We start from the raw sequence: 25,434 nt of genomic DNA, 5'->3' as shown, positions 1-25,434 counted from the left end.
TGCGTGTGCGTGTCTGAACGGGGCCGCCTCATGGCAACATCCTCGCGAGCAGATTGTCGCGGTCGATCCATTGATGCTTGAGCGCGCCCGCCACATGCAACGCGATCAGCGCGATCAGCACATAGGCGGTCGCTTCGTGAATGCCGAAGAACAGTTCGCGCAACCCGGCGTCGTCCCAGCCCCACTTCGGCAGCGGGATGCCCCAGAAACGCGTTCCATAGCGGTTGAACGACGAGCCCAGATAGCCCGACAAAGGCATTGCCACCATTGCCACGTATAAAAGGCCCTGCGTAGTGCGCGCGGCGGCGCGTTGCCACGGTCGCATCGGCGGCAGGGGCGGCCGGTGAAAGGCCACACGCGCCACGATGCGTAGAAGCACCAGCAGGAAAACCGTGAGTCCGATGGACTTGTGAAGGTTCAGAAGCGTCGCCTTGACGGGCAGGCCCTTCGGCAGTCCGACCATATACAGCCCGAGTGCGAGCAGGCCGATGATGCCGAAGGCGATCAGCCAATGCAGCGCGATCATCGAGCCGGCATAACGCGGCGTTGGGCTGGCGCGAGAGGGCTCGGAAGAAGAATGCGCAGTCGTCATGTCAGCCTCCTCCGGTTAGCCCACCACGAGTATTTCGCCCCGTCCGTCGACGGCGACGTCGCCTGCGTAGCGGCGCGGCAACCCGGCCGCGCGCCACTGTGAGAACGGCGCGATTTCGCCCGCGAGACTGCGCACGAGTAGCGCCCAGAAAACGTCGAAACCTCGGCCGCCTTCGGTGAAGGTAGGCGGCACACTGGTGGGACGCTGTGCGAGCAGCAGGGTTCCGCGCCTCATCCCATACGCATAATGTGCGCCCAGTTGACCGGCGATGCCGATGGTGCCCGCCACGAGCCGCGACGCCGCGAAGTCGCCCGCATTGCCGCCGACCAGCACGAGCCCGCGGCGCATCCGGTCGGCGAGCCGCGCGCCCGCGTTACCGTGAACCGTCAGCGTGCCGCCCGTCATGCCTTCCATGTCGCCGGCGAGCGCGCCCGCCGCGAAATCGCCGCAATTGCCCGCCACCGTCAGCCGTCCGCCGCGCATTTCGCAGGCGGTGAAGTGGCCCGCGTCGCCGTCGATCCGCAACACGCCGCCGGCCATCTGAAAGCCGCATTGATCGCCCACCGAACCGCCCACGATCAAGTGGCCTTGCGTCATTCGCGCACCGATGCGGTCGAGCCACGGTACGGCGTCTTCGATCACGAGTGCCGCGTCGGCGCCGCCCTGATCCGCTTCTTCCGACGCCGCCGCATCGCCGCTGCGCGAGACGTCGAATACATCGCCGACCGCGCAACTGTCGTTGCCCGCGGGCAGCACGATGCGCTCGACGTCCGCGATGGAGAGCGCCGCGAGCGTTCCCGGCAGCAACGCAGATGCGTCGACGCGAAAACCCGGCGCCGTCTTGACGCGCAACGTGGTCACGACACTCATGCGCCGCTCCCGCCGAGACCGGCCGCAAGTTGGTGAAGATGGAAGTGGTAGGGACCGAGTTTGCCGCCGTAATTGCCCGCCGAAACCCGAAGCAGGCCCGCCGCGCGTCCGAGTCCGGCGGCTGCGACGATGCCCGCCGTCATTGCCGCGCCGACGTCCGCTTCGGTGAGCCCGTCGATCACGATTTCGAGCGCGCAGCCCACTTCCGCGCTCAGTTCGCTGCGCGCCGACAGGCCCGCGAGCGTCGGACAGAACGCGTCGTTCGTGGACGCCGTGGCGCCTTTGTATTTCGAGCCGACCTTCGAACCTGAACGCACGACGCCGCCTGGAAACGGCATGATCACGTTAGGCAGCATGCGCATCGCGGCGACGGCCGCTTCGGCAGCGGCTAGCGCCGCGTCGATATCGCGTGCGAGAAAAATCAGATTGCCGCCGCCCACGGCCTTCACGGTGGGCGCGGTTTCCTCGCAGACGAATTCGCCGTCCATCACCGGCACTCGCCAGTAGCGCGTGTCGCCGAGCATCTTCGAGATCTGCCAGCCGTCGCCGAAAAAGCGCAGGTTTTTACCGAGCGGTGCGAGATCGGAAAGCGGCGCGCGGCTCGTTTGCGGGTCGATGCCGCGATACACGGCGGTGGTCGGGCACGTGAGCACGCATTGCCCGACGCGCCGTTCGATCTGCTTTGCCAACTCCTTCGACGACACCGCGAACAGCAGCACGGCGGCGCCCGGCCGTCCATCTGGTGTTTCGTCGCCTTCCAGCGTGCGTTCGATGCCGGCCTCGCAGCCGCAACCGATCACCGAGGTCGCAAAACCCGTCAGCGAGCGCGCCGCGTTCATCGCCCACGCCGGCGTATGCGCGGTGATGACGAGCCGCGTCGCCTTCATCGGAAATGCTTCCGCGAAGGTGGCGTCGATCGTGGTGCCGTTGATCTGCAGGGTCGCCGTGTCGCTCATCGTGTGCGGGTCGCCGTTCGGGTCAGCCATGTCAACCGTGCGCAAAGCATTCGACGGGCAGCAGCTTGCCGCCGCGGCAGCAGTTGCAGATTTCGTCGTCGCTGATCGCTGAATGCGCGAAGTTGCTCGCGAGATTTTTTTCGCTGTAGGCGCGTATCCGCTTCTCGATGCCACGGTCGAATTCGGGCGACACGAAGTGAATGCCGCCCGTCGGCGTCGCGACGAGCGTGCCGTCGCGCGCGACCAGTTCGCCGTCCTTGAACACGTAAGCGGGCGACGTGAACATCCGCTCGCGATCCGGATCGTCGCGATACACGGCGATGTCCGCCGCCGCGCCCACGCCCAGGTGACCGCGGTCGCGCAAGCCGAGCAGGCGCGCCGGTCCCGCACGTGTGATGATCGCGATCTCGTACAGCGAGAACTCGCGTGTCAATTGCGGTAAAGCGCTGGCCACTTGCGCGTCGGCATGGAGCTTCGCCAACTGTTCGTCGCGAAACGATTTGTCCATCAAAAGACGAATCAGATGCGGATAGCTCGTGAACGGGCCGCCGTTGGGATGATCGGTGGTCATGGCGACGCGCCACGGGTCGTCCACGAGAAGAAAAATCTCCAGCCCGATAATCCACTGCAACGCATTCACAAAGCTCTGCTCGCGATAGCGGAACGGCACCACGCCGCAGCCCGCATCGCATTCGATATCGCCCACCACCCACTTATGCGGCCGGGCGAACGGCGCGTTGCGGAACTGCATCATCGTGTCGCCGGAGGCCGTCACGGTCTGGCCGAAGATGATCTGGCCGACGTCGATCGACACGTTCGGCCGCGCGTTCACGGCTTCCGCGATGCGGCGCGCGCCCGACGAGAATTTCAGCGGCCCTTCCACGCCATAGCTGTGAAACTGAATATGCGTGAGGTGCACGGGGAGACCGTCGGCGGCATCCATCGTCGCGATGGTCGAATCGATGTTGCCTGGCACACCCAGATTGCTCGCATGCACATGCAGCGGATGCGGCACCCGCAACTCCGTCAGCGCGCGCGTCAACGTGTGCAGCACGTCGCGCGGCGTGATGCCGTAATGCACGTGCGGCTCGTCGACATTCAACGCGCGCTGGTTGAACTTGAAGGCGGAAATGCCACCCGGATTCACGACCTTCACGCCGAGCGCCTTGCTCGCATGGATCGTCCAGCCGACGTAGTCGCGCAGGCGCTCGAAGTCGTCGCGCGCGGCGAGCATCTGCAGGAACAGTTCGTCGTTGCCGAGCATCACGTAGGCGCCGTGATCGATGATCGGCGTGTCGCCCATCTCAAGGTGCGTGTGCCGCGCGTTGGACGGCATCATCGCCGGCTCGAACGCTGCGGTGTAGCCCATTTCCGCGTAGCGGTAGCCGGTTGCCAGCGTGCCAGGCGCGCAGACGCCGCACGAAGGCAGCCTCAGATAGCGGCCGTTCGCGTCCTGCACGGACTCATAGGCTGCATCGCGCGCAGGGTCGTCGCGATGATCCTCGGGCAGCAGAAGGCGCGACAGATTGGTCTTGCCGCCGCCAATATGCGAATGCATGTCGATGCCGCCCGCCATCACGATCATGCCGGTGGCGTCGTATTCGCTGTCGGCTGGAACGTTGGCAGGGACATCGACGATGCGGCCGTCGCGAATGGCCAGGTCGCGGCGCTCGCCATCGACGCCGTTGGCCGGATCGAAAACCGTGCCGCCCTTGAGCCGGATCAGCGTCATGGCGGCACCTGTGCGGCGGGCTGCCCGAAGGAAGGCGCGGACGAGGGTGTCGAGAAAGACGCGGAGAAAGGTGTGCGCATACGCGCGGCAAGCTGCGCCGCGACGGTCGCGACCGTGACAAGCGCCGCGCCGCGAGCGGCGGCGAGCGGCATCACCACCGAGTTGTCCACCCGGAACAGATGCCCGCCGCTATCGACGCCAGGCGTGGCGACCGGAATGAACACGGTGCCCTCGCCACGCGCCGACGCGGTCTGCGCGAGAGCGGGGTGGCCGAGCACGATCGTCGGCAGGTTTTGAGGCAGTGCTTGCGGCCACGCGGGCGGCGCGAAACTCGCGACCCAGAGCAGCGCGTCGATTTCGCCATCGGCGAGCAGTCTTTCGGTGCGATAGCGATACGGGTCGTGATCGAGCGGCGCGGTGCCCGCGGTGCGTGCCGGCGTCGACACGCGCGTGCGAAGCGGCAGCCCGGAGAGCCACGTGACAGTCTGGTTGACGCTCAGCGCGCCGTCATCGCCGCCGAGCGCGAGGCCGCCTGCGCGCGAGGTCAGATTCGACGCCTTGACGATCCGGTTCAGCGCTTCGATCAGCAGTGCCGCATGCGGGGCGGGCAACGAAGCAGGCTCATAGACGAACACGGTGTAGCGCGCCGCCGCAATGCGAGCCTGAAGCGCCTGCAACAGGGCGAGTGACTGCTTCGAGTCCTGTGCGTCTGCAATGTCTTCAGGGAATACATTTGGCGAGCGCGCGTCGCTGATGGTGGACCACAGCGCGAGCGTATCGAACGGATCGGCGTCCGGCAGGATCGACTCGATCCGCGTGTTCGCGAGGCGGCTCGCCGCCGGATCGGACTCGCAGCCGACGAACACCAGTTCGCGCGCGGTCTCGGTCCCTTCAATCGTGCGGGCGAAGAAGCGCGGATAGCGGCGCGACGGCTGACAGCCGAAAAATACGAGCAGATCGGCGCGGGAGCGCACTTCGGAAAGCGTCGTGAAGAACGAGCCGCGGTCCTGCAAGGCGAGCGTGGCCGCGCTCATCGCGTCGCCATGCTGATGATCGAGGATCGCGCCGCAGCTTGCAGCAAGCGTGTACAGCGCGCGGGCGCCGGCCACGTCGGTCGTCAATGCGCCGAACAGCGGACGCCTGGCCGACGACAGAATCTGCACCGCACGGGTGAGCGCTTCGTCGAGTTCCACGTCGTGTCCGTCGACGCTCGCACGGCATTGCGCATCCGCCGCGCCGTAGCACGTGAGCGCTTGCAAAAGGCGAGGGCAGTCGGTGTTCTGTACGGCGAGCGTCGCGTCGCCACGCGATTCGATCGCGAGGTCGTCGCATAGCAGCGGACAGAACGGGCAGGTCCAGTCGCGTGTGATCGACGCGGCGGGCACGTGGGCCGCGCCTGATGGCATGGTCGTCGACGGGTCAGTGGGCGAGAGGTGCATGGGGCGACATTTAGCAAGCTCCATGCCGAAGCGTTGGAGTGCGCAGCGTGAACGGCTGCAGTCAGCGCCCCCGCGGCCTATGCAACGTCTCGCTTGAAGGATCGCGGAGACTGGGCGACGCGCGTCTGGCGTCGACGGGTCGCCACGGCGTCGCGCAAGTCTGACGCAGCGCACAGGTTGTGTGTCGTTCTGGAGCAGAGTGTCACGCGCGGCTCGCTAAAGCTCGGCAAAGCTTGCCGTTTGTTTACCACGACACCTCGTTCGCCGATTGGCATGGAACTTGTTTTGCTCGCCTACGTCGACGCGGCGAGCGGCATGCCGACGCGGCCGTCGTGCAGCGCCGACGCCACGAGCCACGCGCTTGCACCAGTGCGAGCCGCCGCCTCGATGTCGTCGCGATGGCGAATCCCGCCCGCGCCGATCACGTCCGTATGGGCTGGAGCATTGGCGCGAATGTGCTCGAAGGTGGCGAGATCAGGGCCGTCGTAGCTGCCAACCTGATCGAGCGTCATCGCGATGACTCTGCGCGGCCACCAGGCGGGCGTGAGCTTCGAGATTTCGCAAGGTGTTGTGGCTGTCAGCAGTTGACCGGCGCGATGGTCGAGTGAGAGGAGCGGCGAGAACCCGGCGGTTTCGGCGGCGCGCAGGGCTTGCGGGTCTTGCAGCGATTCGGTGCCGAACACCGGCACGAGCGTCGCCAGATCGTGGGTCGCGGGCCGGTTGCCTGCGTCGATACGATCGAAGAGCGCGAGCATCGACGCGTAGTCGGAGTAGCCGGCGTCGAGCCAGATGTCGATGCCGGACAGCGCGGCACGCAAAGCAGCGAGCGTTTGAACGTGAGCGCCCTGTTGAAGGATGGCGCCGAGGTCGGCGATATAGAGCGTGCGCGCGCCGCTCGCAGCAAGCAGCGCGCGGGCGATGGCAAGCGGCTCGCTGGAGGCCGCCAGCGACGAGCGTATCGGCAGATAGGCAGTCCGTTCGCCGCGCACCGCGCGAACGACGTGGCCGTCGAGCAGATCGAGAACCGGTATCACCTGCATAGGGGCGCATCCTTTGATCAAGATCTTTGTCTTCGAGTATCTCACCGGCGGCGGCATCGACCCCGCGCTTGCCGGCGCGGGCAGCCTCGCCGACCTGAGCGCGCTGATCGTCGAAGGCCGCGTGATGCGCGACGCGCTAGTCGCGGACCTGCGCGAACTCGACGGCGTGCAGGTCAGCTTTGCGAGCTCGCGCTTCGAGACCGTCGATCCCGCGCTTGCTCATTGTATGGCCGCGCCCGGCGAATCGATGACGGCCTTCGTCGCGCGCGCGGCCCGCGAGCATGACTACGCATGCATCGTCGCGCCGGAATGCGACGGCTTGCTGCTGCATCTGTACGACGCGGTCGGTGCGGCGCGCTGGCTCGGCTGCGCGAAAGAGGCGATTCGAGTCGCGTCGAGCAAGAGCGCGACGGCGGCCTGTCTCGCGGCGCACGGCATCGCGACCACGCCGGCCATTGAACCCGGCCAGGCGGTGACCCACACAGGCAACAAATGGGTCGTCAAACCCGACGACGGCGCGGGCGGACTCGACACATTCCTGTTCGACGATTTCGCGCAAGCTTGCGCCGAATTCGACGCACGCGCGGCGCAGGGGCGCAATCCGGTGTTGCAGGAGTGGGTCGACGGCGAGCCGCTAAGTCTTTCTCTGATCTGCAACAGCGAGCGCGTCGAACTGGTCAGCATCAACCGGCAGCAGATTGGCTTGAGCGAAGGCAAGGCGCCGGGGCAGCATGCGCGCATCGTCGAATTCGACGGCGTGGCGGTCAATCAGATCGACACGACGGGCGAGCAGGGCGAGACGCTGCGCGAGCTTGCGAAACGCGTCGGGGCGGCGATGCCGGGACTGCGCGGCTTTGCGGGCATCGACGTGGTATGGCATCCGTCGCGTGGGCCGGTCGTCATCGAAGTGAATCCGCGCCTGACCGTGGCTTATGCAGGCCTTTCCGCCGCACTTGGCGGCAATCTCGCGGCGGCGTTGCTGGCGGCGCATGGCGTGCGGGTTCGAGCGGGCGAAACAGGCGAAACAGGTGGAACAGGCCAGTCAGGTGAGTCGCGCGGGTCGGGCGCATCGGGCGGATCGGGCGGATCCGGCGGATCGGCGACCGCAGGCCGATCTACGGCCGCGGCGGCGCGCGGGTACGACGCCCGGCCTCTTTGCGGAGCTCGGCCATGAACGCGCCGCGCATGAACTCCGTGGGCGGTGCGCCGGTGTTCGGCTGGGACGTCGGCGGCGCGCACGTCAAAGTGTCGATGACCGATGCGAGCGGCGTCGTGCTCGACGTCGCGCAGTGGGCCTGCCCGTTGTGGCAAGGGCTCGAACATCTGGAGCGCACCATCGACCTCGTGTTCGAACGCTGGCCGGTCGCGAAAACCTACGCGGCGCGGCACGCCGTGACGATGACGGGCGAGATGGTCGATCTTTTCGAGGACCGAGCACAAGGCGTGCGGGCAATCGCCGCAGCGCTCGCGCAGCGGCTCGGGCCGCGCGTCGCGTTCTATGCGGGCGAGGCCGGCTGGCTGACGGCGCAGACCTGCGCGGCCGGCTGGCGCAGCGTCGCGTCGGCGAACTGGCTGGCGACCGCTCGCTGGATAGCTACGCGCGTAGCCAATGCGCTGCTGATCGACATCGGCAGCACGACGACCGACATCATTCCGCTTGCGAACGGGCGAGTCGTTGCGCGCGCATCGACGGATGCCGGGCGGCTCGCCACCGGTGAGCTCGTCTATCAGGGAGTCGTGCGCACGCCGCTGTGCGGGATCGCGCAGCGCATCGAGTTCGGCGGCGCGGCGGTCAACGTGATGAACGAATGGTTCGCGACCACGGCGGACGTGTACCGGCTCACGGGCGAACTCGCGCCGCAATACGACCTTTACCCGAGCGCCGACAACGGCCCGAAAAACGAACTTGCGAGCAGAAGGCGGCTCGCGCGGATGATCGGCCGCGACGCGCACGAAGCGAGCCCCGCCGAATGGCGCGCGTTCGCGCAGCGCTGGCGCGAGCTGCAACTGCGCGAGATCGGCGCGAACCTGACGCGCGTGACGGCGGCCCACCCCGAGCTTGCGACCGCACCGCTCGTAGGCGCCGGCTGCGGACGCTTTCTGGTGGCGGCGCTCGCGCGTGAAGAGGCGCGCGGCTATATGGATTTCGGCACGCTGGCGGGAGGCGCGGCCGATCAGTCCGACTGGGCAGCGACTTGCGCGCCGAGCGTGGCGGTGGGGCTGCTCGCGGCGACGCGTTATGCGCAGGCTGGCGACGGCGTTCAAAGTGTCGATGCGGCTACACGGGCCGCGTGAACCACGCAACATATTCGAAGGAGGCGGGCGCAACGAGCAGACAGCCGGGCCAGCAGGCAGGCGGACAAGCAAACGAGGTTAATCGCAAACGAGGACAACGATCATGTGGGTGGTCAAGATCGGGGGCAGCCTGAGTCACGAGCCGGCGCTGCGCCAATGGCTCATCGAGCTATGCGAAGTGGGGGGCGGGCGCGTCGTCATCGTTCCAGGCGGCGGCGATTTCGCGGACAAGGTGCGGCAGTATCAAAGCGAGTGGAGCTTCGACGACCTCGCCGCTCACAACATGTGTCTGCTCGCGATGACGCAATACGCGCTCCTCATGCAAGGAGTCTTGCCCGAACTCGTGCTCGCATCGAGCGAGGCGAAGATTCGCCGCGCGCTGCGCGACGGCCACGTCGCCGTGTGGGTGCCGACTGCGCTGATGCGTGACACGCCCGACGCGATGAGCAACTGGGACACGACCTCCGACAGCCTCGCCGCCTGGCTTTCGACGATGCTCAACGCCGAGCGGCTGATCGTCGTGAAGTCATGTCCGATCTCGGGAAACGAACGGCTCGACACGCTGGCAGCCGCGGGCGTGGTGGACCGCAGCTTTGTCGATTATGTGAACGAGGCGAACTACGTCGTCGAGCTGTTCAATAAGGACAATGTCGAACTGATGCGCGACCGGTTGCTGAATACGCCGGTCATCTGACTGCGCTGCCTGGCAGATGCGGCAGAGATTGCCCATCTAGCCGATAGCGGAGGTAAGCGCATTGAGCCATGCGGCCCATGCAGCGCGGCGACCCAAGCTTTGCGCCGCATGCCCCGTGCTACACGCGGACCGCGCCGGCTGCAACCAGGTCCGCCGCCATACCGGCAGCGCCAACGTCGCCTGAGCCGCGATGCAATGCGTCCGCCCATTGTGCGACGCGCTGCGGATCGAGTCGCGAGCGCCGGCCGTCGACGCACAACGCTGTGCGAAAACCCGCCACATCGGGCGCGAGCGCGCGAATCTGCTCCAGCTGCGCCCAGCCGAGTGAGCCGGCAACGCCGCACATTCCGCCTCGTTCGCGCGTGAGCCGCAGCCATCGCGCGAGCGTGTCGCTGTCCACATGATCGAACAGCGTGCTGCCGTCTTTGGCGGAAGTGTCGAACATCACGCCGACAAAGCCGAGCGACGCCGCGAGAGCGGCGAGCTCGCCGTCCATGCCGCCATCGCACAGCAAGACCGGCACCACGGCAGCCGGCAGATTCGCCAGTTGTTCGAGGCAACGGCGGGCGGCCGGTCCAGGCGTCACGCCCACTTTCACATAATCGACGCCTGTGTCGCTCACTTCGATCACGCGTGCGGCGATTTCATCCAGCGCATCCGCGGGCAAATCGCCGATTGTCGCGCTAATCGGCTTGACGGGATAACGGGCGCGAAGCTCGCGCACTATCCGCGCGATGTCGCCGATCGCGAGCCCGCCCAACGCGCCCGCATTCGGTTCCTTCAGGTCGATCAGGTCGGCGCCAGCGCGAGCGGCATCCCATGCTTCGTCGTGCGAGCGGACGCTCGCAAGCAATGCGGTCATCGGTGTTCTCCGAAAAAAGCGGGAAAAGCGCGAGTAATACGAAGACACGAGTTAGACGGACGAGTCAGGCGGCCTGGCCACCCGGCGATGCAAGGCGTTCGCGGTGCCGCGCGATCGCGGCGGTGAGCCAGCCCCACGCAGTGCGTTCGGCGTCGCCGGCTGTTTTGTCGATGGCGATCTGCAGATAAGCCATCTCGCGATCGACCTTGTCGGCCGGCAGCATGAAGAGCCGGCTCACGAGAATTGCGCCTTCCACCACTGCGGCCTGCGCGCGGTTGAAACCGGCGAACGGCGCATGCGTTTCGCGGTGCACGCATTTCATGCGCAGTACCGGGCGCTCATTGTCGTCGCGCAATTCATCGAGTTCGAGCTCGGCATGCGCGAGCGACTCGGCGAGCCGCACGCTCGCCACATGGCTTGCCGCGAGCGTCGGCCAATCGGTCGCGCAATGCGTGACGCAGCCGGCGAAAACGCGGACATCGGTAGTGAAATTGAGGACCGCCGCGCGTGAGGCGACGATATTGTCGAGCGTCACGGACGGACGGAACGGCGAGAGAATGACGAACTCGCCCTCGTAACGGGCTCCCATCGGCGCGACATGAGGACGGCCATCGCACGCTGCCGTAGTGACGATCGTTTCGTGAATCATGGATGGGAACGCGTGTCCTGGCAGCGCTCTAGGCCGCCCGTTCAGCTAGCTATTAACAATCGATCCGCAGAGGGGCCGCATTACGCGGCCCATGCGGGCTTTAACGCGTAGCGATATACATCGTGATTTCGAAACCAAAACGCATATCGGTGTAGCTCGGAGTCGTCCATTGCATAAGGTGCTTCCTCCATCGGTTGATACAGCGTTGCGCCGTCGGCCCCGCACATTGCCGGGCTGCATTGGCGTAATCGACTACGCAAGCTCCGTGCCGGACCGGCAACGAAGACTGGAGCAGCCTATGCCGCGCCGCAATACAGCGTTCGCCGAATAACGGCGGCAGGCAGGCCCGCGCGGCATGGACGCCGCATGAGCTTCTTGCGCGGCGCACTGTTCCGATAATGCAGCAAAGTGTTCCACTGCGCACGAAAGACCCTGATACGCGTGTCACTTACGGCGCGCATGCAGCTCGATACTTTCGGTTCGCGTTCAGGAGCCATACTCGGCCTCATGCTTACGCCGCGATTTCACCGAAGCAATTCGCGCACGAATGAATGACAGGTTCCTTTCTTCGCACTTGCCGAAAGCGCGCTCCACGATATGCGATCGATAACGGATCGATTAAGTCTGCCAAATAAAATCGTGAATTCTCAACAATGACGTCCTTGCCTACAGTGCACACAAGCGCTTCGTTCTTCCGGCAGCGCGCCTGTCCACAATCGAGGATACGTCATGAACGATTTCAGTCAACCGGTGATCGAGACCCTCCACAAGCCGCGCGATGCGGGCAACGCGCGCGAGCGCTATGCCGCCGGCGTGATGAAGTATCGCGAGATGGGCTACTGGCAACCGGATTACACGCCGAAAGACACGGACGTGATCGCGCTCTTTCGCATCACGCCGCAACCGGGCGTCGAGCCGGAAGAAGCGGCCGCGGCCGTGGCCGGCGAATCGTCGACAGCAACATGGACCGTGGTGTGGACCGACCGCCTGACCGCGTGCGACATGTACCGCGCAAAAGCGTATCGCGTCGATCCGGTGCCCGCGTCGAATGCGGCCGAGCCGCAGTACTTCGCCTACATCGCCTATGAACTCGATCTCTTCGAAGAAGGCTCGATCGCGAACCTGACGGCGTCGATCATCGGCAACGTATTCGGCTTCAAACCGCTGAAAGCGCTGCGGCTCGAAGACATGCGCATACCTGTTGCTTATCTGAAGACCTTCCAGGGACCGCCGACCGGAATCGTCGTCGAACGCGAGCGGCTCGACAAGTATGGCCGCCCGTTGCTGGGCGCCACCGTCAAGCCCAAGCTGGGTTTATCCGGCAAGAACTACGGCCGGGTCGTGTACGAAGGATTGCGCGGCGGTCTCGACTTTCTGAAGGACGACGAGAACATCAACTCGCAGGCTTTCATGCACTGGCGCGACCGTTTTCTGTTTTCCATGGAGGCGGTGAATCGCGCGCAAGCGGAGACCGGCGAGGTCAAAGGCCATTATCTGAACGTGACGGCGGGCACGATGGAGGAGATGTATGAGCGCGCCGAATTTGCGAAGGAACTGGGTTCATGCATCGTGATGATCGACCTCGTGATCGGTTGGACCGCGATTCAGTCGATGGCGCGCTGGGCTCGCAGGAACGACATGATTCTGCATCTGCATCGCGCGGGGCACAGCACGTACACGCGTCAGCGCAATCACGGCATTTCGTTTCGCGTGATCGCGAAGTGGCTGCGCATGGCGGGTGTCGATCACGCGCATGCGGGCACGGCGGTGGGCAAGCTCGAAGGCGATCCGTTGACCGTGCAGGGCTTTTACAACGTGTGCCGCGAGGCGCGCAACGAAGTCGACCTGTCGCGCGGCATTTTCTTCGAGCAGCCGTGGGCCGGCCTGCGCAAGGTAATGCCGGTGGCCTCGGGCGGCATTCACGCGGGACAGATGCATCAACTGCTCGACCTGTTCGGCGACGACGCGATCCTGCAGTTCGGCGGCGGGACCATCGGCCATCCGGGTGGGATTCAGGCGGGCGCCGTGGCCAATCGCGTCGCGCTCGAGGCGATGGTGAAGGCGCGCAACGAAGGACGCGACATTCGTCACGAAGGGCCGGACATTCTGGAAGCCGCGGCGCGCTGGTGCGGGCCGCTGAAGCAGGCGCTCGATACCTGGCGCGACGTGAGCTTCAACTACGCGTCGACCGATTCGCCGGATTTCGCCGCCACGCCGACCGCGGCATAAGCGGCGCATCGAAAGATTCCTGGTGCAGGTTCGCAGCAGTGCCGACGCACTGCGCGGGAGACCGTGTGCGCCGTTTGAACGTTGCAGTCAATCAATCGCGAGGTACGTCATGCGCATTACACAAGGCACGTTTTCCTTCTTGCCGGAACTCACGGACGAAGAGATCGGTTTGCAGATCGACTACGCGCTTGGCCAGGGCTGGGCCTGCTCCGTCGAATTCACCGACGACCCGCATCCGCGCAATACGTACTGGGAAATGTGGGGTCTGCCGATGTTCGACCTGCACGATGCGGCCGGCGTGCTGCAGGAAGTGAAGGCGTGCCGCGCCGCACGGCCGCAGCACTACATCAAGGTCAACGCGTTCGACTCGGTGCGCGGATTCGAGACGATGCGGCTGTCGTTCATCGTCAACCGTCCGGATGAAGAGCCCGGCTTCCGGCTTACGCGTGGTGATGGACCGGGACGTGTCCAGCGATATGGATTGTCGGGCTACGCGAGCGATAAGCCATCAGGCGAGCGCTACGGTTCGACGCGCTGATAGTGGCGACGAGAGCGTAATGAGGTCCCGCGAAAGCGCGACAAAAGCGTGCCAACAGCGTGATGAACGGAGGGAGAAAGCATGACCGAAGCTGCCGCTATTGACGCCGACGCACCGTCGTCCGCAGCCGGGAACGACGCATCGAACGACAGCGCGGCAAAACACGCGGGCCGCGCGCTGCCGCCGCATATCGACCTCGCCGCGCTTTATCGCGATTCCGGCATCGGCGACGTGCTGGCGGAACTGGACCGCGATCTCGTCGGCCTCGCGCCGGTGAAAACGCGTATCCGCGAGATCGCCGCGCATCTGCTCGTCGAGCGGGCGCGCGAATCGCTCGGTCTCGCGAGCGGCGCGCCGACGCTGCATATGTGTTTCTCCGGCAATCCGGGCACCGGCAAGACGACGGTGGCATTGCGCATGGCCGAGGTGCTGCATCGGCTTGGCTACATTCGCCGCAATCATCTTGTCTCGGTGACGCGCGACGATCTGGTTGGCCAGTACATTGGCCATACCGCACCGAAAACGCGCGATGTGCTCAAGCGCGCAATGGGCGGCGTGCTGTTCATCGACGAAGCGTATTACCTGTATCGCCCGGAAAACGAACGGGACTACGGGCAGGAAGCCATAGAAATCCTGCTGCAGACGATGGAAAACCAGCGCGACGATCTTGTGGTGATCCTCGCCGGTTACGCGTCGCGGATGGAAGTGTTCTTCGAAAGCAATCCGGGTTTTCGCTCGCGCATTGCGCATCACATCACGTTTCCCGATTACGGCGACGCGGAACTGCTCGACATTGCCGAGCGCATGCTCGCGACGTTGAATTACCGCTTCGACGCCGAGTCACGGCGCGCTTTCGCGGATTACCTCGCGCGACGCACCCGCCAGCCGAATTTCGCCAATGCGCGCTCGGTGCGCAACGCGCTCGACCGCTCGCGGCTGCGCCAGGCGAATCGTCTATTCGCCGCGGCGATGCAGGGCGGCGCGCCGATCGACGCGGCCGCGTTGACATTGATCGCCACCGAAGATATTCGCGCAAGCCGCGTATTCGCCGAGCCGCTCACGCAAAACGGCGAGCCATCCGTGTCCTTTCTTGCGTCGGGCGCCGAGTCGGGCGCCGCTGCGCCGCGCGCCGTGACGGCGCCGCCAGGCTGAACCAGAACAACCTCAGGAGCTCGCCATGCAAGACGGACGCACGACCCTTTCGAAGTTTCTCATCGACACGCTTGACCGCCAGCCTTGCGCGGCGGGAACGGCGCAGAACGCGGGGCTATCCGCGCTGCTGATCGACGTAGCCGCGGCCATCAAGTCGATCTCGGCGATGCTCACCAAGGGCGCGCTCGGCGGCAATTACGGGTCGGCGCAAAGCATCAACACGCATGGCGAGGAGCAGAAGAAGCTCGATGTCGCCACGAACGAAATCTTCGTGCAGCAGTGCGAGTGGGACGGGCTGCTGGCCGCGATGGCCTCCGAGGAAATGGAGAGCGTCTACACGATTCCGCAAGGCTACCCGCGCGGCGACTATCTGCTCGCGTTCGATCCGCTCGACGGCTCGTCGAACATCGACATCAACGGCGTGGTCGGTTCGATCTTTTCGGTGCTGCGCAATGTGGATGACTGTTCCGCTGACACGGATCGACCGGTCGGCGAATCCGCGTTTCTCAGGCCGGGTCGTGAGCAGGTCGCGGCGGGCTACGCGATTTACGGTCCTTCGACAATGCTCGTGCTCTCGGTGGGCAACGGCACGCATGGCTTCACGCTCGAGCGCGAGATCGGCAATTTCGTGCTCACGCATTCGAACATTCGCATTCCGGAGAACACCGCCGAGTTCGCGATCAACGCGTCGAACGAACGCTTCTGGGAGCCGCCCGTGCGCCGCTACGTGCAGGAATGCAAGGACGGCCGCACGGGCTGCCGTACCGAGGACTTCAACATGCGCTGGATTGCCTCGATGGTCGCGGAGGTGCATCGCATCCTGATGCGCGGCGGCGTGTTCATGTATCCGCGCGACTCGAAAACGCCGGTCATGGAAGGGCGCCTGCGGCTTCTGTATGAAGCCAACCCGATGAGCTTTCTGGTCGAACAGGCCGGCGGCCTTTCCATCACGGGCCGCGAGCGCATTCTCGACGTGGTGCCGCATGCGCTGCATGGGCGCGTGCCGGTGATTCTTGGCTCGCGCAACGAAGTGGAGCGCATTGGCCGCTATCACGGCGAATACGACCGTGGCGAGGATCGACCGTTCACGTCGCCGCTCTTTGGCCGGCGCTCGCTTTTTCTGCCGGGTTTCACCGCCTGAGCGCAAGAAGCCCAAGCTCGCGAAAAGCGGCCGAACACAACACTACTATCCGGAGACAAGCGCATGTCAGTCAAACACCCGATCATCGCGGTGACCGGTTCGAGCGGCGCCGGCACCACGACCGTGATGAAGAGCTTCACCCATATTTTCCGGCGCGAGAAGATCAACGCGCAGATCGTGGAAGGCGACGCCTTTCATCGTTATGACCGCAACGGCATGCGCGAAGCGATGAAGCAGCACGAGCGCGACGGCGTGCCGAACTTCAGCCATTTCGGACCCGAAGCGAATTTGCTCGAAGAACTGGAGGCGCTGTTCGCGAGCTATGGCGAGAGCGGCACCGGCAAGTTTCGCCACTACGTCCACGACGAAACTGAAATGCGGCTCTACAAGCAGGATGCAGGAACGTTTACACCGTGGGAAGACGTGCAGCCCGGCACGAATCTGATGTTCTACGAGGGCCTGCACGGGGCGGCAGTGACCGATCGCATCGACATTGCGCGGCATGCGGATCTGCTGATCGGCGTCGTGCCGATCATCAACCTGGAGTGGATTCAGAAGCTGCATCGCGATCAGACCATGCGCGGTTACTCACACGAGGCGGTGGTCGATACGATCCTGCGGCGTATGCCCGACTACGTGAACTACATCTGTCCGCAGTTTTCCCGCACGCATGTGAATTTTCAGCGGGTACCGACCGTGGATACGTCGAACCCGTTTATCGCGCGCGAAATTCCTCAGCCCGACGAGAGCTTTGTCGTGATCCGCTTCGCGCGGCCCAAAGGCATCGACTTCCAGTACCTGTTGACGATGCTGCACGACTCCTTTATGTCGCGCCCAAACGTGATCGTCGTGCCGGGCGGCAAGATGGGGCTCGCCATGCAGCTCATCTTCACGCCGATGATTCTGCAATTGATCGACCGGCGCTCAAGGGCCTGAGCCTTTAACGCTCCGGCTTTGAAGCGAGACATCCAGTGCAGGTTTTGAAGGAGACATTCGATGAGTGCCGTCGCAGAATCCATTGCATTTCCTGAAACCCGCGTGATGGCCAACGCGCTGCGCATGCTCGCGATCGACGCCGTCGAAGCGGCGAAGTCAGGCCACCCCGGCATGCCGCTCGGCATGGCCGAGATCGCCGTCGCGCTGTGGGACCGGCATCTGAAACACAATCCGCGCAATCCGGCGTGGGCCGATCGCGACCGCTTCGTGCTGTCGAACGGACATGGCTCGATGCTGTTGTACGGGCTGCTGCATCTCACGGGCTACGATCTTCCTGTTGACGAGCTCAAGCGCTTCCGTCAATTGCATAGCAGGACGCCGGGGCACCCGGAGGTCGGCGTGACGCCGGGTGTCGAGACGACGACCGGCCCGCTCGGACAGGGTCTCGCCAACGCCGTCGGCATGGCGCTCGCCGAGGCACTGCTCGCGCGCGAATTCAATCGGCCGGGTCATGCGATCGTCGATCATCGCACGTATGTGTTTGCCGGCGACGGCTGCCTGATGGAAGGTATCTCGCACGAGGCGGCGTCGCTCGCGGGCACGCTGAAGCTCGGCAAGCTCACGGTGCTTTACGACGACAACGGCATCTCCATCGACGGCCATGTCGCGCAGTGGTTCAGCGACGACACGCCCGCGCGCTTTGCCGCATACGGCTGGCACGTGGTGCGCGACGTGGACGGCCACGACGTCGACGCTGTCGACCTCGCGCTGCAGGACGCACGCGCGGTTGGCAAGCCCACGTTGATCTGCTGTCGCACGGTGATCGGCAAGGGGTCCCCATCCAAAGCGGGCACGCACGACGTGCACGGCGCACCGCTCGGCGCCGAGGAGGTCGCGAAAACGCGGCGCGCACTCGGCTGGCCGCATCCGCCGTTCGCGATTCCGCAGGAGGTCCGCGCGCAGTGGGATGCGGGCGGGCGCGGCGAGGCGGCGGAGGCGGACTGGAACCGCCGCTTCGAAGCCTATCGCCAGTACTATCCGCACGAGGCCGCCGAATTCGAGCGCAGAACGCGAGGCGCGCTGCCCGCGCATTGGCGCGATACCGTTCGCGCGATGCTGCGCGACGCGGACAGCGCCGCTCAATCCATCGCGACGCGCAAGGCTTCGCAGCAGACCATCGCCGTGCTCGCCCGGGCATTGCCGGAATTGCTGGGCGGCTCGGCCGATCTGACCGGCTCGAACCTCACCAACTGGCAAGCCGCCGTGGATATTCACGCCGACGAAGCCGGCCTGCAAGCCGGCAACTATCTGCACTACGGTGTGCGCGAATTCGGCATGAGCGCGGCGATCAACGGTATCGCGCTGCATCGCGGGCATATCGCGTTTGGCGGCACATTCCTCACGTTTTCCGACTACTCGCGCAACGCGCTGCGCATGGCCGCGCTGATGAAGACGCGCTCGATCTTCGTGTTCACGCACGACTCGATCGGCCTTGGAGAAGACGGGCCGACTCATCAATCGATTGAACACGCAGCGAGCTTGCGTCTGATTCCCGGACTCGACGTCTGGCGTCCGTGCGACACGGTGGAGACCGCGCGCGCGTGGGCCAGCGCGATTGAGCGCGAGGGGCCGTCGAGCCTGCTGCTGAGCCGCCAGAACCTGCCGTTCGTCGAACGGGACGGCGAGCAGATCGACGCAATCGAGCGGGGCGGTTATGTGCTGCGGGACTGGCGCGATGCGTCGGAGTCCACGCATCCACACATGGAATCTCGGGTAATACTGATTGCTACGGGATCCGAAGTTTCTCTCGCACTTGATGCGCTCGCGCCGCTCGCCGCTTTGGGTATCGCTGCGCGCGTCGTGTCGATGCCGTCGACCAGCGTGTTCGACCGGCAGCCCGACACATGGCGCGATGCAGTGTTGCCGCCGGGCGTGCCGCGTGTCGCCGTGGAAGCGGGCGTGCGCGCGTTCTGGCGCCAGTACGTGGGTCTGGAAGGCGGCGTGGTAGGTATCGACACCTTTGGTGAATCCGCTCCGGCTGCCGCTCTGTTCGACCATTTCCACTTGACCGCCCAGGCTGTGGTGGACGAAGCCCGTCGCGTCGCACGGCGCGCTGCGTGAACAAAATCCGATTCGTCATCGAGGAGTTTGCAATGGCCTTCATAGCACTGCGTCAACTATTGGATCACGCGGCCGAGCACGGCTACGGCGTGCCCGCGTTCAACGTCAACAACATGGAGCAGATTCACGCGATCATGCAGGCCGCGGAAGAAACTGCGAGCCCGGTGATATTGCAGGCGTCGGCGGGCGCGCGCAAGTATGCGGGCGAGCCGTACCTGCGCCATCTCGTGCTGGCCGCGCTCGAAGCGCATCCGGACATTCCGCTCGTGCTGCATCAGGACCACGGCGCGAGTCCGGCGGTGTGTCAGCAGGCAATCCGTTCGGGCTTTACATCGGTGATGATGGACGGCTCGTTGCTGCCCGATCAGAAAACGCCCGCCACCTATGACTACAACGTCGACGTGAGCCGCCGCGTGGTGGACGCAGCGCATGCGGTGGGTGTTTCCGTCGAAGGGGAACTCGGTTGTCTCGGGTCGCTGGAAACCGGCACGGCGGGCGAGGAAGACGGCGTCGGCGCGCAAGGGCAACTGACACGCGACGATCTGCTCACCGACCCGCGCGAGGCGCAGATTTTCGTGGAATCCACCGGCGTCGACGCATTGGCGATTGCGATCGGCACGTCGCATGGCGCCTATAAATTCAGCCGCCAGCCGACCGGCGATATTCTCGCCATCGACCGGATCGTGGAGATTCACGAGCGGATTCCGAACACGCATCTCGTGATGCACGGTTCGTCGTCGGTGCCGCAGGAATGGCTCGCGATAATCCGCGAATACGGCGGCGAGATTCCCACCACGTACGGTGTGCCGGTTGAGGAAATCCGGCGCGGCATCGCGCATGGTGTGCGCAAGGTGAATATCGACACCGACATTCGGCTCGCAATGAGCGGCGCAATGCGCAAGTCGCTGGCGAATGCACGTGCCGAGTTCGACCCGCGCGCCGCGTTGAAGGCGGCAACGGCGGCTGCGCGCGCTGTCTGCGTCGAGCGTTTCGAGGCGTTCGGCTGCGCAGGGCAGGCGCCGCGCATCAAGCCATTGCCGCTCGAGGCGATGGCGCGCCGTTATCATTGAGCAAGGAGACAGGCATGCGTGATTTTCTGATCGCTCCTTCGCTGCTGTCCGCCGACTTTGCGCGTCTCGCCGAAGAGATTCGCGACGTCACCGCAGCCGGCGCCGACTGGATTCATCTCGATGTAATGGACAACCATTACGTGCCGAATCTCACGGTCGGGCCGCTCGTTTGCGCGGCGATCCGGCCGCATACGCGCGTGCCGATCGACGTGCATCTGATGACCATGCCGGTCGATCCGCTCGTGATCGGCTTTGCCGAAGCGGGCGCGAACACGATCAGCTTTCATCCGGAAGCGTCGCTGCATGTGCATCGGACCATCGAACTGATCAAGACGCACGGCGCGCGCGTCGGACTCGCGCTCAATCCGGCCACGCCGCTCGCTGTGCTCGATCATGTGATCGAGCGGCTCGACGTGGTACTGGTGATGTCGGTGAATCCCGGCTTCGGCGGCCAGGCCTTTATTCCCGAGACGCTGGAAAAGCTACGCGTATTGCGCGAACGCGTTGACGCAACCATGCAGCGCACGGGACGGCCGTTGCTGATCGAAGTGGATGGCGGCGTGAAGGCGTCGAACATCGCGCCGATCGCGGCGGCGGGTGCCGACGTGTTCGTGGCCGGCTCGGCGGTCTTCGGCGCCGACGACTATGCGCAGGCCATGGGCGCGCTGCGTGGCGCGCTCGCGCAGATGAGCGAAGCGGACGAAGCGCTGGCGGAAGCGCGCTGAACGGTTGCGGCTGTGTGCGTGCTCAACGTTTTTTCATCGTCTCGCCGGGCGCGCACCAGACCGACAGGTCCTGCTCGGGCCGCTCCACGGCGCAGCCCCAGTCGAGCGGCTGGTCCTGGTCGAAGCGCTTGCCGAGCCGCCACGCAATTTCGGCGCGTGCGAGCTGCACGCCCATATAGAACGCGTGGCCGCCGTCTGCTTCAAGATGAAGGTCCGGATACAACTCGAATGGATCGCCGCCACGAAGATGCCCGTCGCGGTTGTAGACATGAATGGCCTCGGCGCTCACCTGCACGCGAAAGTTAGGGTCGCGCACGGCGCGGGCGAATTCGTCGATCTCGGCGGGACTGTATGGAAATGGACGCTTCGCATGGACGGTCGCAAGATCGCCGTCGATGCCCTTGGGCAGCACCTGCGCCTCGCGGGCGGCATGCATCACGCGGCGCGCGACGTCGGCTTCGCGCACGGCCCGCCGCGCGTGCAGGCTGACGGACGTGGTAAGCACCGCGCTCACACGAAGCTCCGCCGCCATGCCGAGCAACACTGCGTTGATGCCGCTCGTGTCCGCTTCGGTCAGCTCGGTCACGTTGCCGATGCCCATCATGATGGCCACGTCCGGATAGCGTTCGCGCAGCCTCACGTAACGCGCGATCGACGTGGCGAGACCGAACGGGATCGGATCGAGAATCGGGTCGGCAAGAAACGCGCGGCCGCGCGCGGCGAACAGTTCGATGGCGGCGTCGAGCGAAGCGGGGTCGCGCGGATCGCGTGCGACGAGGATCGGCGTGGACGGCACTTCGTCCGCGATCCACAGCGTGTCGAGGTTCAGGCTCATCAGATAGTCGGCGCCTGCGCGGCCGCCGCGCAGTAGCTCGTCGGTGTGCATCGAATCGACGCTCACGCGATAGCCTTCGGCCTTCAGCCGGCGTACCGCGTCTTCGAGATGCGGGAACGGTGTTTCCGGCAAGCAGCCTATGTCGATCACATTCGCGCCCTGCGCGGCATAGTCGCGCGCACGCGCGGCAATGCCGTCGAGGTCGAGGCGCGGCGCGTCGACGATCTCCGCAAAAATCTCGGTCTCGTAGCGCGAAAGGTCCACCGGCTTCGCCTCGCGGCCGAAGAACTGCGGCAGGTCTTTCACTTCTTCCGGGCCGCGTTCGAACGGCACGCCGTAGTGTTCGGTCAGCGCCGCGAGATCGCCACGGCATCGCCCGGGCACGATCACGCGCTGCGCCGCGAGCGGCGCGGGCACACGGCGTCGGATCATGTCGGCGGTCATCAGCGCGGCGACTTGCAGACCGATCTCGCGGATTTCCCAACTGAACGGCGTCGGCGCCATGCTTTCGAGCACGCGGAGCAGACTCTTTTCGGCGAGCCGGCCGGTCAGGAAGACGATGTGGTCCATGTCAGTACGCGCCGGGGGGCCGTGTCATACCAGGTCGAGCGTCGCGAGGCGTTGATCGAGCGCCGTCTTCAGTTCATCCAGCGAGCGCGCGACCGTGGTGTATTCGAAGCGCGACAGGCGCTCCACATTGTCGAGTTCGATCGCGCGCGGTCGCAGTTCGACCCATTCGTTCGGGCTTTGAGTGACGACGGTCGGTTCCGTGTCGCATGCAAAGACGATGCCCGGAATGCACTGCTTGCCGGCCTGCGCGTACATGTTGGTCGGCAGCGTGTCGGAGATGCCGAACGCGCATTTGGCCACCGTATTGCTGGTGGCCGGCGCGATGATGACAGTGTGATACATGCCGTGATACAGCATGCCGACCGGCACGCCGCTCGCGCTCTTGTCGCGGAACACGTTGAAGCGCTCACGCAGTCTGGGCAGATTCCAGCCGTAAAGCGGCAGTACTTCTTCGGCTGCGGCGGAGAGAAAAAGGTCCGTGCGCGGCAACGCCAGCGCGAGTTCGATCGACTCTTCGAGTAGATGGCCCGAGCCGGTCACGCACCACGCGAAGCGCGCGTCCGGCTTGAAATCCGCGAGTTTGCGAGCGGGCGCCTGGGTCATGCGCTGTGAGCGTGCGGCGATCCGTCGGGCGGCGATCCGTCGGGCGGCGATCCGTCGGACGGCGAACCGTCGAAGGCCTGTTCGTCGGCCGCGTCGTCGGGCTCGGCGCCGTCCTGTCCCGAGCCGTCGTGCGACAGACGGATTTGCAGCCGGCGCATCTTGCGATACAGCGTATTGCGGCTGATGCCCAGCGCCTTTGCCACGTTACTGACGTTCCAGCGATTTTCCTCGAGCATCGCAAGAACGGTCTCACGTTCATTCAACTGGATAGCGTTCAGCGCGGAAAGATCGGGGTCGTCGTCCGGATGCGGCGCCGGCTGCGCAACTGAGTGGGACACGGAGGGCGTCGCAACTAGCGGATCGCGTTGCGTGACTTCCACGGGCAGATCTTCGCAGCGGATCGGTTGTCCGTCGCATAGCGCAATCGCCATCTGCAACACATGTCGCAACTGACGGATGTTGCCAGGCCATGCATAGCTCAGCAACGCCTGCTCGGCTTCTTTCGTGAGCTCCGGTGGATCGTTATCGGTTTCCGCCTCGAGCAGGTGGTGAATCAGCGGCAGCTTGTCGACGCGCTCGGCGAGCGGCGGCAGATTCAGTTCGACGCCCTTCAGCCGGTAATACAGATCCTCGCGGAACTGCCCGCCGTGCACCAGTTCGAGCAGGTTGCGGTGGCTCGCGCTGATCAGCTGGAAATTGACCTTGACGGTGGTCTCGGCGCCGAGTGGCGTGACCTCGTGCTCCTCGATCACGCGCAGTAGCCGCGCTTGCAATGCGAGCGGCATGTCGCCGATCTCGTCCAGAAACAGCGTGCCGCCGTTGGCCTGCACGATCTTGCCGCGGCGTCCTTCGCGCTGTGCGCCGGTAAATGCGCCCGCACGATAGCCGAACAGTTCGCTTTCGATCAGGTTCTCCGGCAACGACGCGCAATTCACCGGCACGAACGGCCCCGACGAATGAGGGCTGATGCTATGCAACGCCTGCGCGAAGACTTCCTTGCCCGTGCCGGTTTGTCCTCTGAGGATGATCGGGATCTTGCGCTGGACCACGCGCACGCCTAGCTGAATCTGCGAGGCCATGCGCGGATCGCCGAACTCCAGATGCGCGATTTCATCGAGCCGGGCCGGCGGTGGACGCTTTTCCGGTGCGCTCGTGCGCGGCGCGGGCGCCGTCACGGCGACACGCGTGACGCGTGCCGCCGCACTTTGCGCGGTCTGCGCGACGAGGAAGAAGCGATTCGTCGCGTTGGCGCTGTACACGGTGACCGGATGAAACGAGCCGCGAATGCTGCGCGCGATCATGTCTTCGAGCGATGCGTTGAACGCCTCCTCGATACGCCGTCCGCGCAGTTCGCTAAGCGAGCGGAAGCCGAGCTGGAAGAGTGCGCTGCGGTTCGCCGCCAGCACGGTGCTGTCGTCCGCTACCGCAAGCTTTCCGCCATGCAGCGTGCCGACGAATTCCGGGCGGCTGTGAAAGTGGATCATGTTCGCGTGACGGTAGCGCGCATCGAGCAAACGGTTTTCGATCATCTGGCGCGACATGCCGACGAGCACCAGCGAGTGTTGCTGCAGCAGCTTCGAGCGGCTCGTGACGTCGAGTACGCCGGCAATCTCGCCGCTGTCGTCGAAGATCGGCGCGGCGGAGCAGGTGAGCGACGTGTAGCGCGGATAGAAATGCTCGTGCTGGCAGACGGCGATGCAGTCGCGTTCGGCGAGGCACGTGCCCATTCCGTTGGTGCCCGCTTCGCGCTCGCTCCACAACGCGCCGACGCGGAAGCCGTCGGATGCGACCGCTTCGGCGAAAGGCACCGACGAAACCTGATGGACGATCACCCCGCCCGAGTCGACCAGCACCACGGCGAGTTCGGGATCGGCCAGCTGTTGATAGAGCGTGGTCATTTCCAGCTTCGAGCACGCGATCAGATCGCCCATGGCCTCACGGCGCGAGCTTAGTTCGTAGTCCGTGAGGATAGGCGGCGTGACGAAGCGGGAAGGGTCGAGCTGGAATTCGTTGACGCAACGTGCCCACGATTGAGCGACTGGCTCGCTCGTCGGACGTGTCGCCAATTGATGATTGACGACGTTCAGAATTTCACGGACGTGCATGGAGCTGTCAGCAAGCAACGACATGGGGTTCGTCTCCGTTGCGGCAACTTCACGCGCGCCGGACGTTGCCTGGCGTAGTGTTGCGTTTGCCTGGGCTTCGCTTGGCGCGTCACGAGTGCCGCTTTATCGATAATGTCATCCCCCGGCGCCGCGGCTTCTCTGTCCTTCTCCGTCCGTATGCGCACTGAGTAATACGCCCGCTGTTTCGGGTTACTGTCAGGCGTTGGCTTAAAACTCTACGCCCGATGTCGTTCTCGTTCAATAAGAAGTCGCATCAATA

Annotated in this window: 23 protein-coding genes; 11 read left to right on the top strand and 12 right to left on the bottom strand. The window is 64.9% G+C overall.

Annotation, left to right across the window (positions count from 1 at the left end; genetic code table 11):
• Window positions 1–28: 28 nt before the first annotated feature.
• The 6 genes from JMY24_RS16210 to JMY24_RS16185 all read right to left on the bottom strand — a co-directional run bounded on the left by JMY24_RS16210 (window position 29) and on the right by JMY24_RS16185 (window position 6,629).
• Window positions 29–592, bottom strand: coding sequence for a cytochrome b (locus JMY24_RS16210; RefSeq protein WP_128598788.1), 564 nt, complete (start codon window positions 590–592; stop codon window positions 29–31).
• 15 nt (window positions 593–607) lie between these two features.
• A complete protein-coding gene (locus JMY24_RS16205) occupies window positions 608–1,462 on the bottom strand; it encodes a formylmethanofuran dehydrogenase subunit C (RefSeq protein ID WP_201702426.1) in 855 nt (284 codons plus the stop codon).
• The gene (gene fhcD, locus JMY24_RS16200; RefSeq protein ID WP_201702566.1) at window positions 1,459–2,418 is read right to left on the bottom strand and encodes a formylmethanofuran--tetrahydromethanopterin N-formyltransferase; all 960 of its coding nucleotides are present in this window, start codon (window positions 2,416–2,418) and stop codon (window positions 1,459–1,461) included. Before fhcD ends, JMY24_RS16205 begins: the two co-directional genes overlap by 4 nt.
• Window positions 2,419–2,449: 31 nt before the next feature.
• Window positions 2,450–4,150, bottom strand: a complete 1,701-nt coding sequence (locus JMY24_RS16195; RefSeq protein ID WP_201702423.1) for a formylmethanofuran dehydrogenase subunit A — start codon at window positions 4,148–4,150, stop codon at window positions 2,450–2,452.
• A complete protein-coding gene (locus JMY24_RS16190; RefSeq protein ID WP_201702421.1) occupies window positions 4,147–5,589 on the bottom strand; it encodes a molybdopterin-binding domain-containing protein in 1,443 nt (480 codons plus the stop codon). Before JMY24_RS16190 ends, JMY24_RS16195 begins: the two co-directional genes overlap by 4 nt.
• A 293-nt stretch (window positions 5,590–5,882) precedes the next feature.
• A complete protein-coding gene (locus JMY24_RS16185; RefSeq protein ID WP_128598740.1) occupies window positions 5,883–6,629 on the bottom strand; it encodes a HisA/HisF-related TIM barrel protein in 747 nt (248 codons plus the stop codon).
• A gap of 13 nt (window positions 6,630–6,642) precedes the next feature.
• On the opposite strand from JMY24_RS16185, the gene JMY24_RS16180 reads away from it, so the two are divergent.
• The 3 genes from JMY24_RS16180 (at window position 6,643) to JMY24_RS16170 (ending at window position 9,618) form a co-directional block, all read left to right on the top strand.
• Window positions 6,643–7,803, top strand: a complete 1,161-nt coding sequence (locus JMY24_RS16180; RefSeq protein WP_201702419.1) for an ATP-grasp domain-containing protein — start codon at window positions 6,643–6,645, stop codon at window positions 7,801–7,803.
• Complete coding sequence (locus JMY24_RS16175; RefSeq protein ID WP_201702417.1) at window positions 7,800–8,924, top strand: hydantoinase/oxoprolinase family protein; 1,125 nt, start codon at window positions 7,800–7,802, stop codon at window positions 8,922–8,924. The genes JMY24_RS16180 and JMY24_RS16175 overlap by 4 nt, the downstream gene beginning before the upstream one ends.
• A 103-nt stretch (window positions 8,925–9,027) precedes the next feature.
• On the top strand, window positions 9,028–9,618 hold the full coding sequence (locus JMY24_RS16170) for an amino acid kinase family protein (protein WP_128592473.1): 591 nt from the start codon (window positions 9,028–9,030) through the stop codon (window positions 9,616–9,618).
• A 118-nt stretch (window positions 9,619–9,736) separates the two neighbouring features.
• Here JMY24_RS16170 and JMY24_RS16165 read toward each other — a convergent pair whose 3' ends face one another.
• From JMY24_RS16165 to pqqA, 3 genes are all read right to left on the bottom strand, one after another.
• A complete protein-coding gene (locus JMY24_RS16165; RefSeq protein ID WP_201702415.1) occupies window positions 9,737–10,480 on the bottom strand; it encodes a (5-formylfuran-3-yl)methyl phosphate synthase in 744 nt (247 codons plus the stop codon).
• 64 nt (window positions 10,481–10,544) lie between these two features.
• Window positions 10,545–11,129: a DUF447 domain-containing protein gene (locus JMY24_RS16160; RefSeq protein ID WP_128598670.1), complete on the bottom strand. Its 585-nt coding sequence runs from the start codon at window positions 11,127–11,129 to the stop codon at window positions 10,545–10,547.
• Window positions 11,130–11,229: 100 nt separating this feature from the next.
• Window positions 11,230–11,304 (bottom strand): pyrroloquinoline quinone precursor peptide PqqA, encoded by a 75-nt coding sequence (pqqA, locus tag JMY24_RS16155; RefSeq protein WP_013342881.1) that lies wholly within the window; start codon window positions 11,302–11,304, stop codon window positions 11,230–11,232.
• A 554-nt stretch (window positions 11,305–11,858) separates the two neighbouring features.
• Here pqqA and JMY24_RS16150 point away from each other — a divergent pair.
• The 8 genes from JMY24_RS16150 to rpe all read left to right on the top strand — a co-directional run bounded on the left by JMY24_RS16150 (window position 11,859) and on the right by rpe (window position 21,041).
• Window positions 11,859–13,358, top strand: a complete 1,500-nt coding sequence (locus JMY24_RS16150) for a ribulose-bisphosphate carboxylase large subunit (protein WP_128598671.1) — start codon at window positions 11,859–11,861, stop codon at window positions 13,356–13,358.
• 109 nt (window positions 13,359–13,467) lie between these two features.
• Window positions 13,468–13,896 carry a ribulose bisphosphate carboxylase small subunit gene (locus JMY24_RS16145; RefSeq protein WP_128598672.1) on the top strand — a complete coding sequence of 143 codons (429 nt, stop codon included), beginning with the start codon at window positions 13,468–13,470 and terminating at the stop codon, window positions 13,894–13,896.
• A gap of 81 nt (window positions 13,897–13,977) precedes the next feature.
• Window positions 13,978–15,048: a CbbX protein gene (gene cbbX, locus JMY24_RS16140; RefSeq protein WP_201702413.1), complete on the top strand. Its 1,071-nt coding sequence runs from the start codon at window positions 13,978–13,980 to the stop codon at window positions 15,046–15,048.
• 25 nt (window positions 15,049–15,073) lie between these two features.
• Window positions 15,074–16,189, top strand: coding sequence for a class 1 fructose-bisphosphatase (locus tag JMY24_RS16135; protein WP_128598746.1), 1,116 nt, complete (start codon window positions 15,074–15,076; stop codon window positions 16,187–16,189).
• A gap of 63 nt (window positions 16,190–16,252) precedes the next feature.
• Window positions 16,253–17,125 (top strand): phosphoribulokinase, encoded by an 873-nt coding sequence (locus JMY24_RS16130; protein ID WP_128598747.1) that lies wholly within the window; start codon window positions 16,253–16,255, stop codon window positions 17,123–17,125.
• A 60-nt stretch (window positions 17,126–17,185) separates the two neighbouring features.
• Complete coding sequence (gene tkt / locus JMY24_RS16125) at window positions 17,186–19,246, top strand: transketolase (RefSeq protein WP_201702411.1); 2,061 nt, start codon at window positions 17,186–17,188, stop codon at window positions 19,244–19,246.
• Between the two features lie 32 nt (window positions 19,247–19,278).
• Entirely contained in the window at window positions 19,279–20,316 is a 1,038-nt protein-coding gene (gene fba / locus JMY24_RS16120; protein WP_128590957.1) for a class II fructose-bisphosphate aldolase, read from the top strand.
• 14 nt (window positions 20,317–20,330) lie between these two features.
• Window positions 20,331–21,041 carry a ribulose-phosphate 3-epimerase gene (gene rpe / locus JMY24_RS16115; protein ID WP_128590955.1) on the top strand — a complete coding sequence of 237 codons (711 nt, stop codon included), beginning with the start codon at window positions 20,331–20,333 and terminating at the stop codon, window positions 21,039–21,041.
• 22 nt (window positions 21,042–21,063) lie between these two features.
• Here the strand turns inward: rpe and JMY24_RS16110 are convergent, their stop codons facing one another.
• The 3 genes from JMY24_RS16110 to JMY24_RS16100 are packed head-to-tail and all read right to left on the bottom strand — an operon-like array spanning window position 21,064 to window position 25,178.
• Window positions 21,064–22,446, bottom strand: a complete 1,383-nt coding sequence (locus tag JMY24_RS16110; protein ID WP_201702410.1) for a DUF6513 domain-containing protein — start codon at window positions 22,444–22,446, stop codon at window positions 21,064–21,066.
• 24 nt (window positions 22,447–22,470) lie between these two features.
• Window positions 22,471–23,049, bottom strand: coding sequence for a flavoprotein (locus JMY24_RS16105; protein ID WP_128598642.1), 579 nt, complete (start codon window positions 23,047–23,049; stop codon window positions 22,471–22,473).
• Window positions 23,046–25,178 carry a sigma-54-dependent Fis family transcriptional regulator gene (locus tag JMY24_RS16100; protein WP_201702409.1) on the bottom strand — a complete coding sequence of 711 codons (2,133 nt, stop codon included), beginning with the start codon at window positions 25,176–25,178 and terminating at the stop codon, window positions 23,046–23,048. Before JMY24_RS16100 ends, JMY24_RS16105 begins: the two co-directional genes overlap by 4 nt.
• Between the last annotated feature and the right edge of the window lie 256 nt (window positions 25,179–25,434).

The sequence above is a fragment of the Paraburkholderia kirstenboschensis genome, from assembly GCF_904848585.1.
Classification (GTDB): Bacteria; Pseudomonadota; Gammaproteobacteria; order Burkholderiales; family Burkholderiaceae; genus Paraburkholderia; species Paraburkholderia kirstenboschensis.
Note: the sequence above shows the minus strand (reverse complement) of the source record. Positions and strands in the feature narration are given on the sequence as shown.

What these genes read in the sequence shown, in the direction of transcription:
- JMY24_RS16210 (WP_128598788.1), bottom strand. Translation starts at nt 592, where the DNA reads ATGACGACTGCGCATTCTTCTTCCGAGCCCTCTCGCGCCAGCCCAACG.
- JMY24_RS16170 (WP_128592473.1), top strand. Translation starts at nt 9,028, where the DNA reads ATGTGGGTGGTCAAGATCGGGGGCAGCCTGAGTCACGAGCCGGCGCTG.
- JMY24_RS16165 (WP_201702415.1), bottom strand. Translation starts at nt 10,480, where the DNA reads ATGACCGCATTGCTTGCGAGCGTCCGCTCGCACGACGAAGCATGGGAT.
- JMY24_RS16190 (WP_201702421.1), bottom strand. Translation starts at nt 5,589, where the DNA reads ATGCACCTCTCGCCCACTGACCCGTCGACGACCATGCCATCAGGCGCG.
- JMY24_RS16185 (WP_128598740.1), bottom strand. Translation starts at nt 6,629, where the DNA reads ATGCAGGTGATACCGGTTCTCGATCTGCTCGACGGCCACGTCGTTCGC.
- JMY24_RS16105 (WP_128598642.1), bottom strand. Translation starts at nt 23,049, where the DNA reads ATGACCCAGGCGCCCGCTCGCAAACTCGCGGATTTCAAGCCGGACGCG.
- tkt (WP_201702411.1), top strand. Translation starts at nt 17,186, where the DNA reads ATGAGTGCCGTCGCAGAATCCATTGCATTTCCTGAAACCCGCGTGATG.
- JMY24_RS16135 (WP_128598746.1), top strand. Translation starts at nt 15,074, where the DNA reads ATGCAAGACGGACGCACGACCCTTTCGAAGTTTCTCATCGACACGCTT.
- JMY24_RS16145 (WP_128598672.1), top strand. Translation starts at nt 13,468, where the DNA reads ATGCGCATTACACAAGGCACGTTTTCCTTCTTGCCGGAACTCACGGAC.
- fhcD (WP_201702566.1), bottom strand. Translation starts at nt 2,418, where the DNA reads ATGAGCGACACGGCGACCCTGCAGATCAACGGCACCACGATCGACGCC.
- JMY24_RS16205 (WP_201702426.1), bottom strand. Translation starts at nt 1,462, where the DNA reads ATGAGTGTCGTGACCACGTTGCGCGTCAAGACGGCGCCGGGTTTTCGC.
- JMY24_RS16195 (WP_201702423.1), bottom strand. Translation starts at nt 4,150, where the DNA reads ATGACGCTGATCCGGCTCAAGGGCGGCACGGTTTTCGATCCGGCCAAC.
- rpe (WP_128590955.1), top strand. Translation starts at nt 20,331, where the DNA reads ATGCGTGATTTTCTGATCGCTCCTTCGCTGCTGTCCGCCGACTTTGCG.
- JMY24_RS16160 (WP_128598670.1), bottom strand. Translation starts at nt 11,129, where the DNA reads ATGATTCACGAAACGATCGTCACTACGGCAGCGTGCGATGGCCGTCCT.
- fba (WP_128590957.1), top strand. Translation starts at nt 19,279, where the DNA reads ATGGCCTTCATAGCACTGCGTCAACTATTGGATCACGCGGCCGAGCAC.
- JMY24_RS16100 (WP_201702409.1), bottom strand. Translation starts at nt 25,178, where the DNA reads ATGTCGTTGCTTGCTGACAGCTCCATGCACGTCCGTGAAATTCTGAAC.
- JMY24_RS16175 (WP_201702417.1), top strand. Translation starts at nt 7,800, where the DNA reads ATGAACGCGCCGCGCATGAACTCCGTGGGCGGTGCGCCGGTGTTCGGC.
- cbbX (WP_201702413.1), top strand. Translation starts at nt 13,978, where the DNA reads ATGACCGAAGCTGCCGCTATTGACGCCGACGCACCGTCGTCCGCAGCC.
- JMY24_RS16130 (WP_128598747.1), top strand. Translation starts at nt 16,253, where the DNA reads ATGTCAGTCAAACACCCGATCATCGCGGTGACCGGTTCGAGCGGCGCC.
- JMY24_RS16110 (WP_201702410.1), bottom strand. Translation starts at nt 22,446, where the DNA reads ATGGACCACATCGTCTTCCTGACCGGCCGGCTCGCCGAAAAGAGTCTG.
- JMY24_RS16150 (WP_128598671.1), top strand. Translation starts at nt 11,859, where the DNA reads ATGAACGATTTCAGTCAACCGGTGATCGAGACCCTCCACAAGCCGCGC.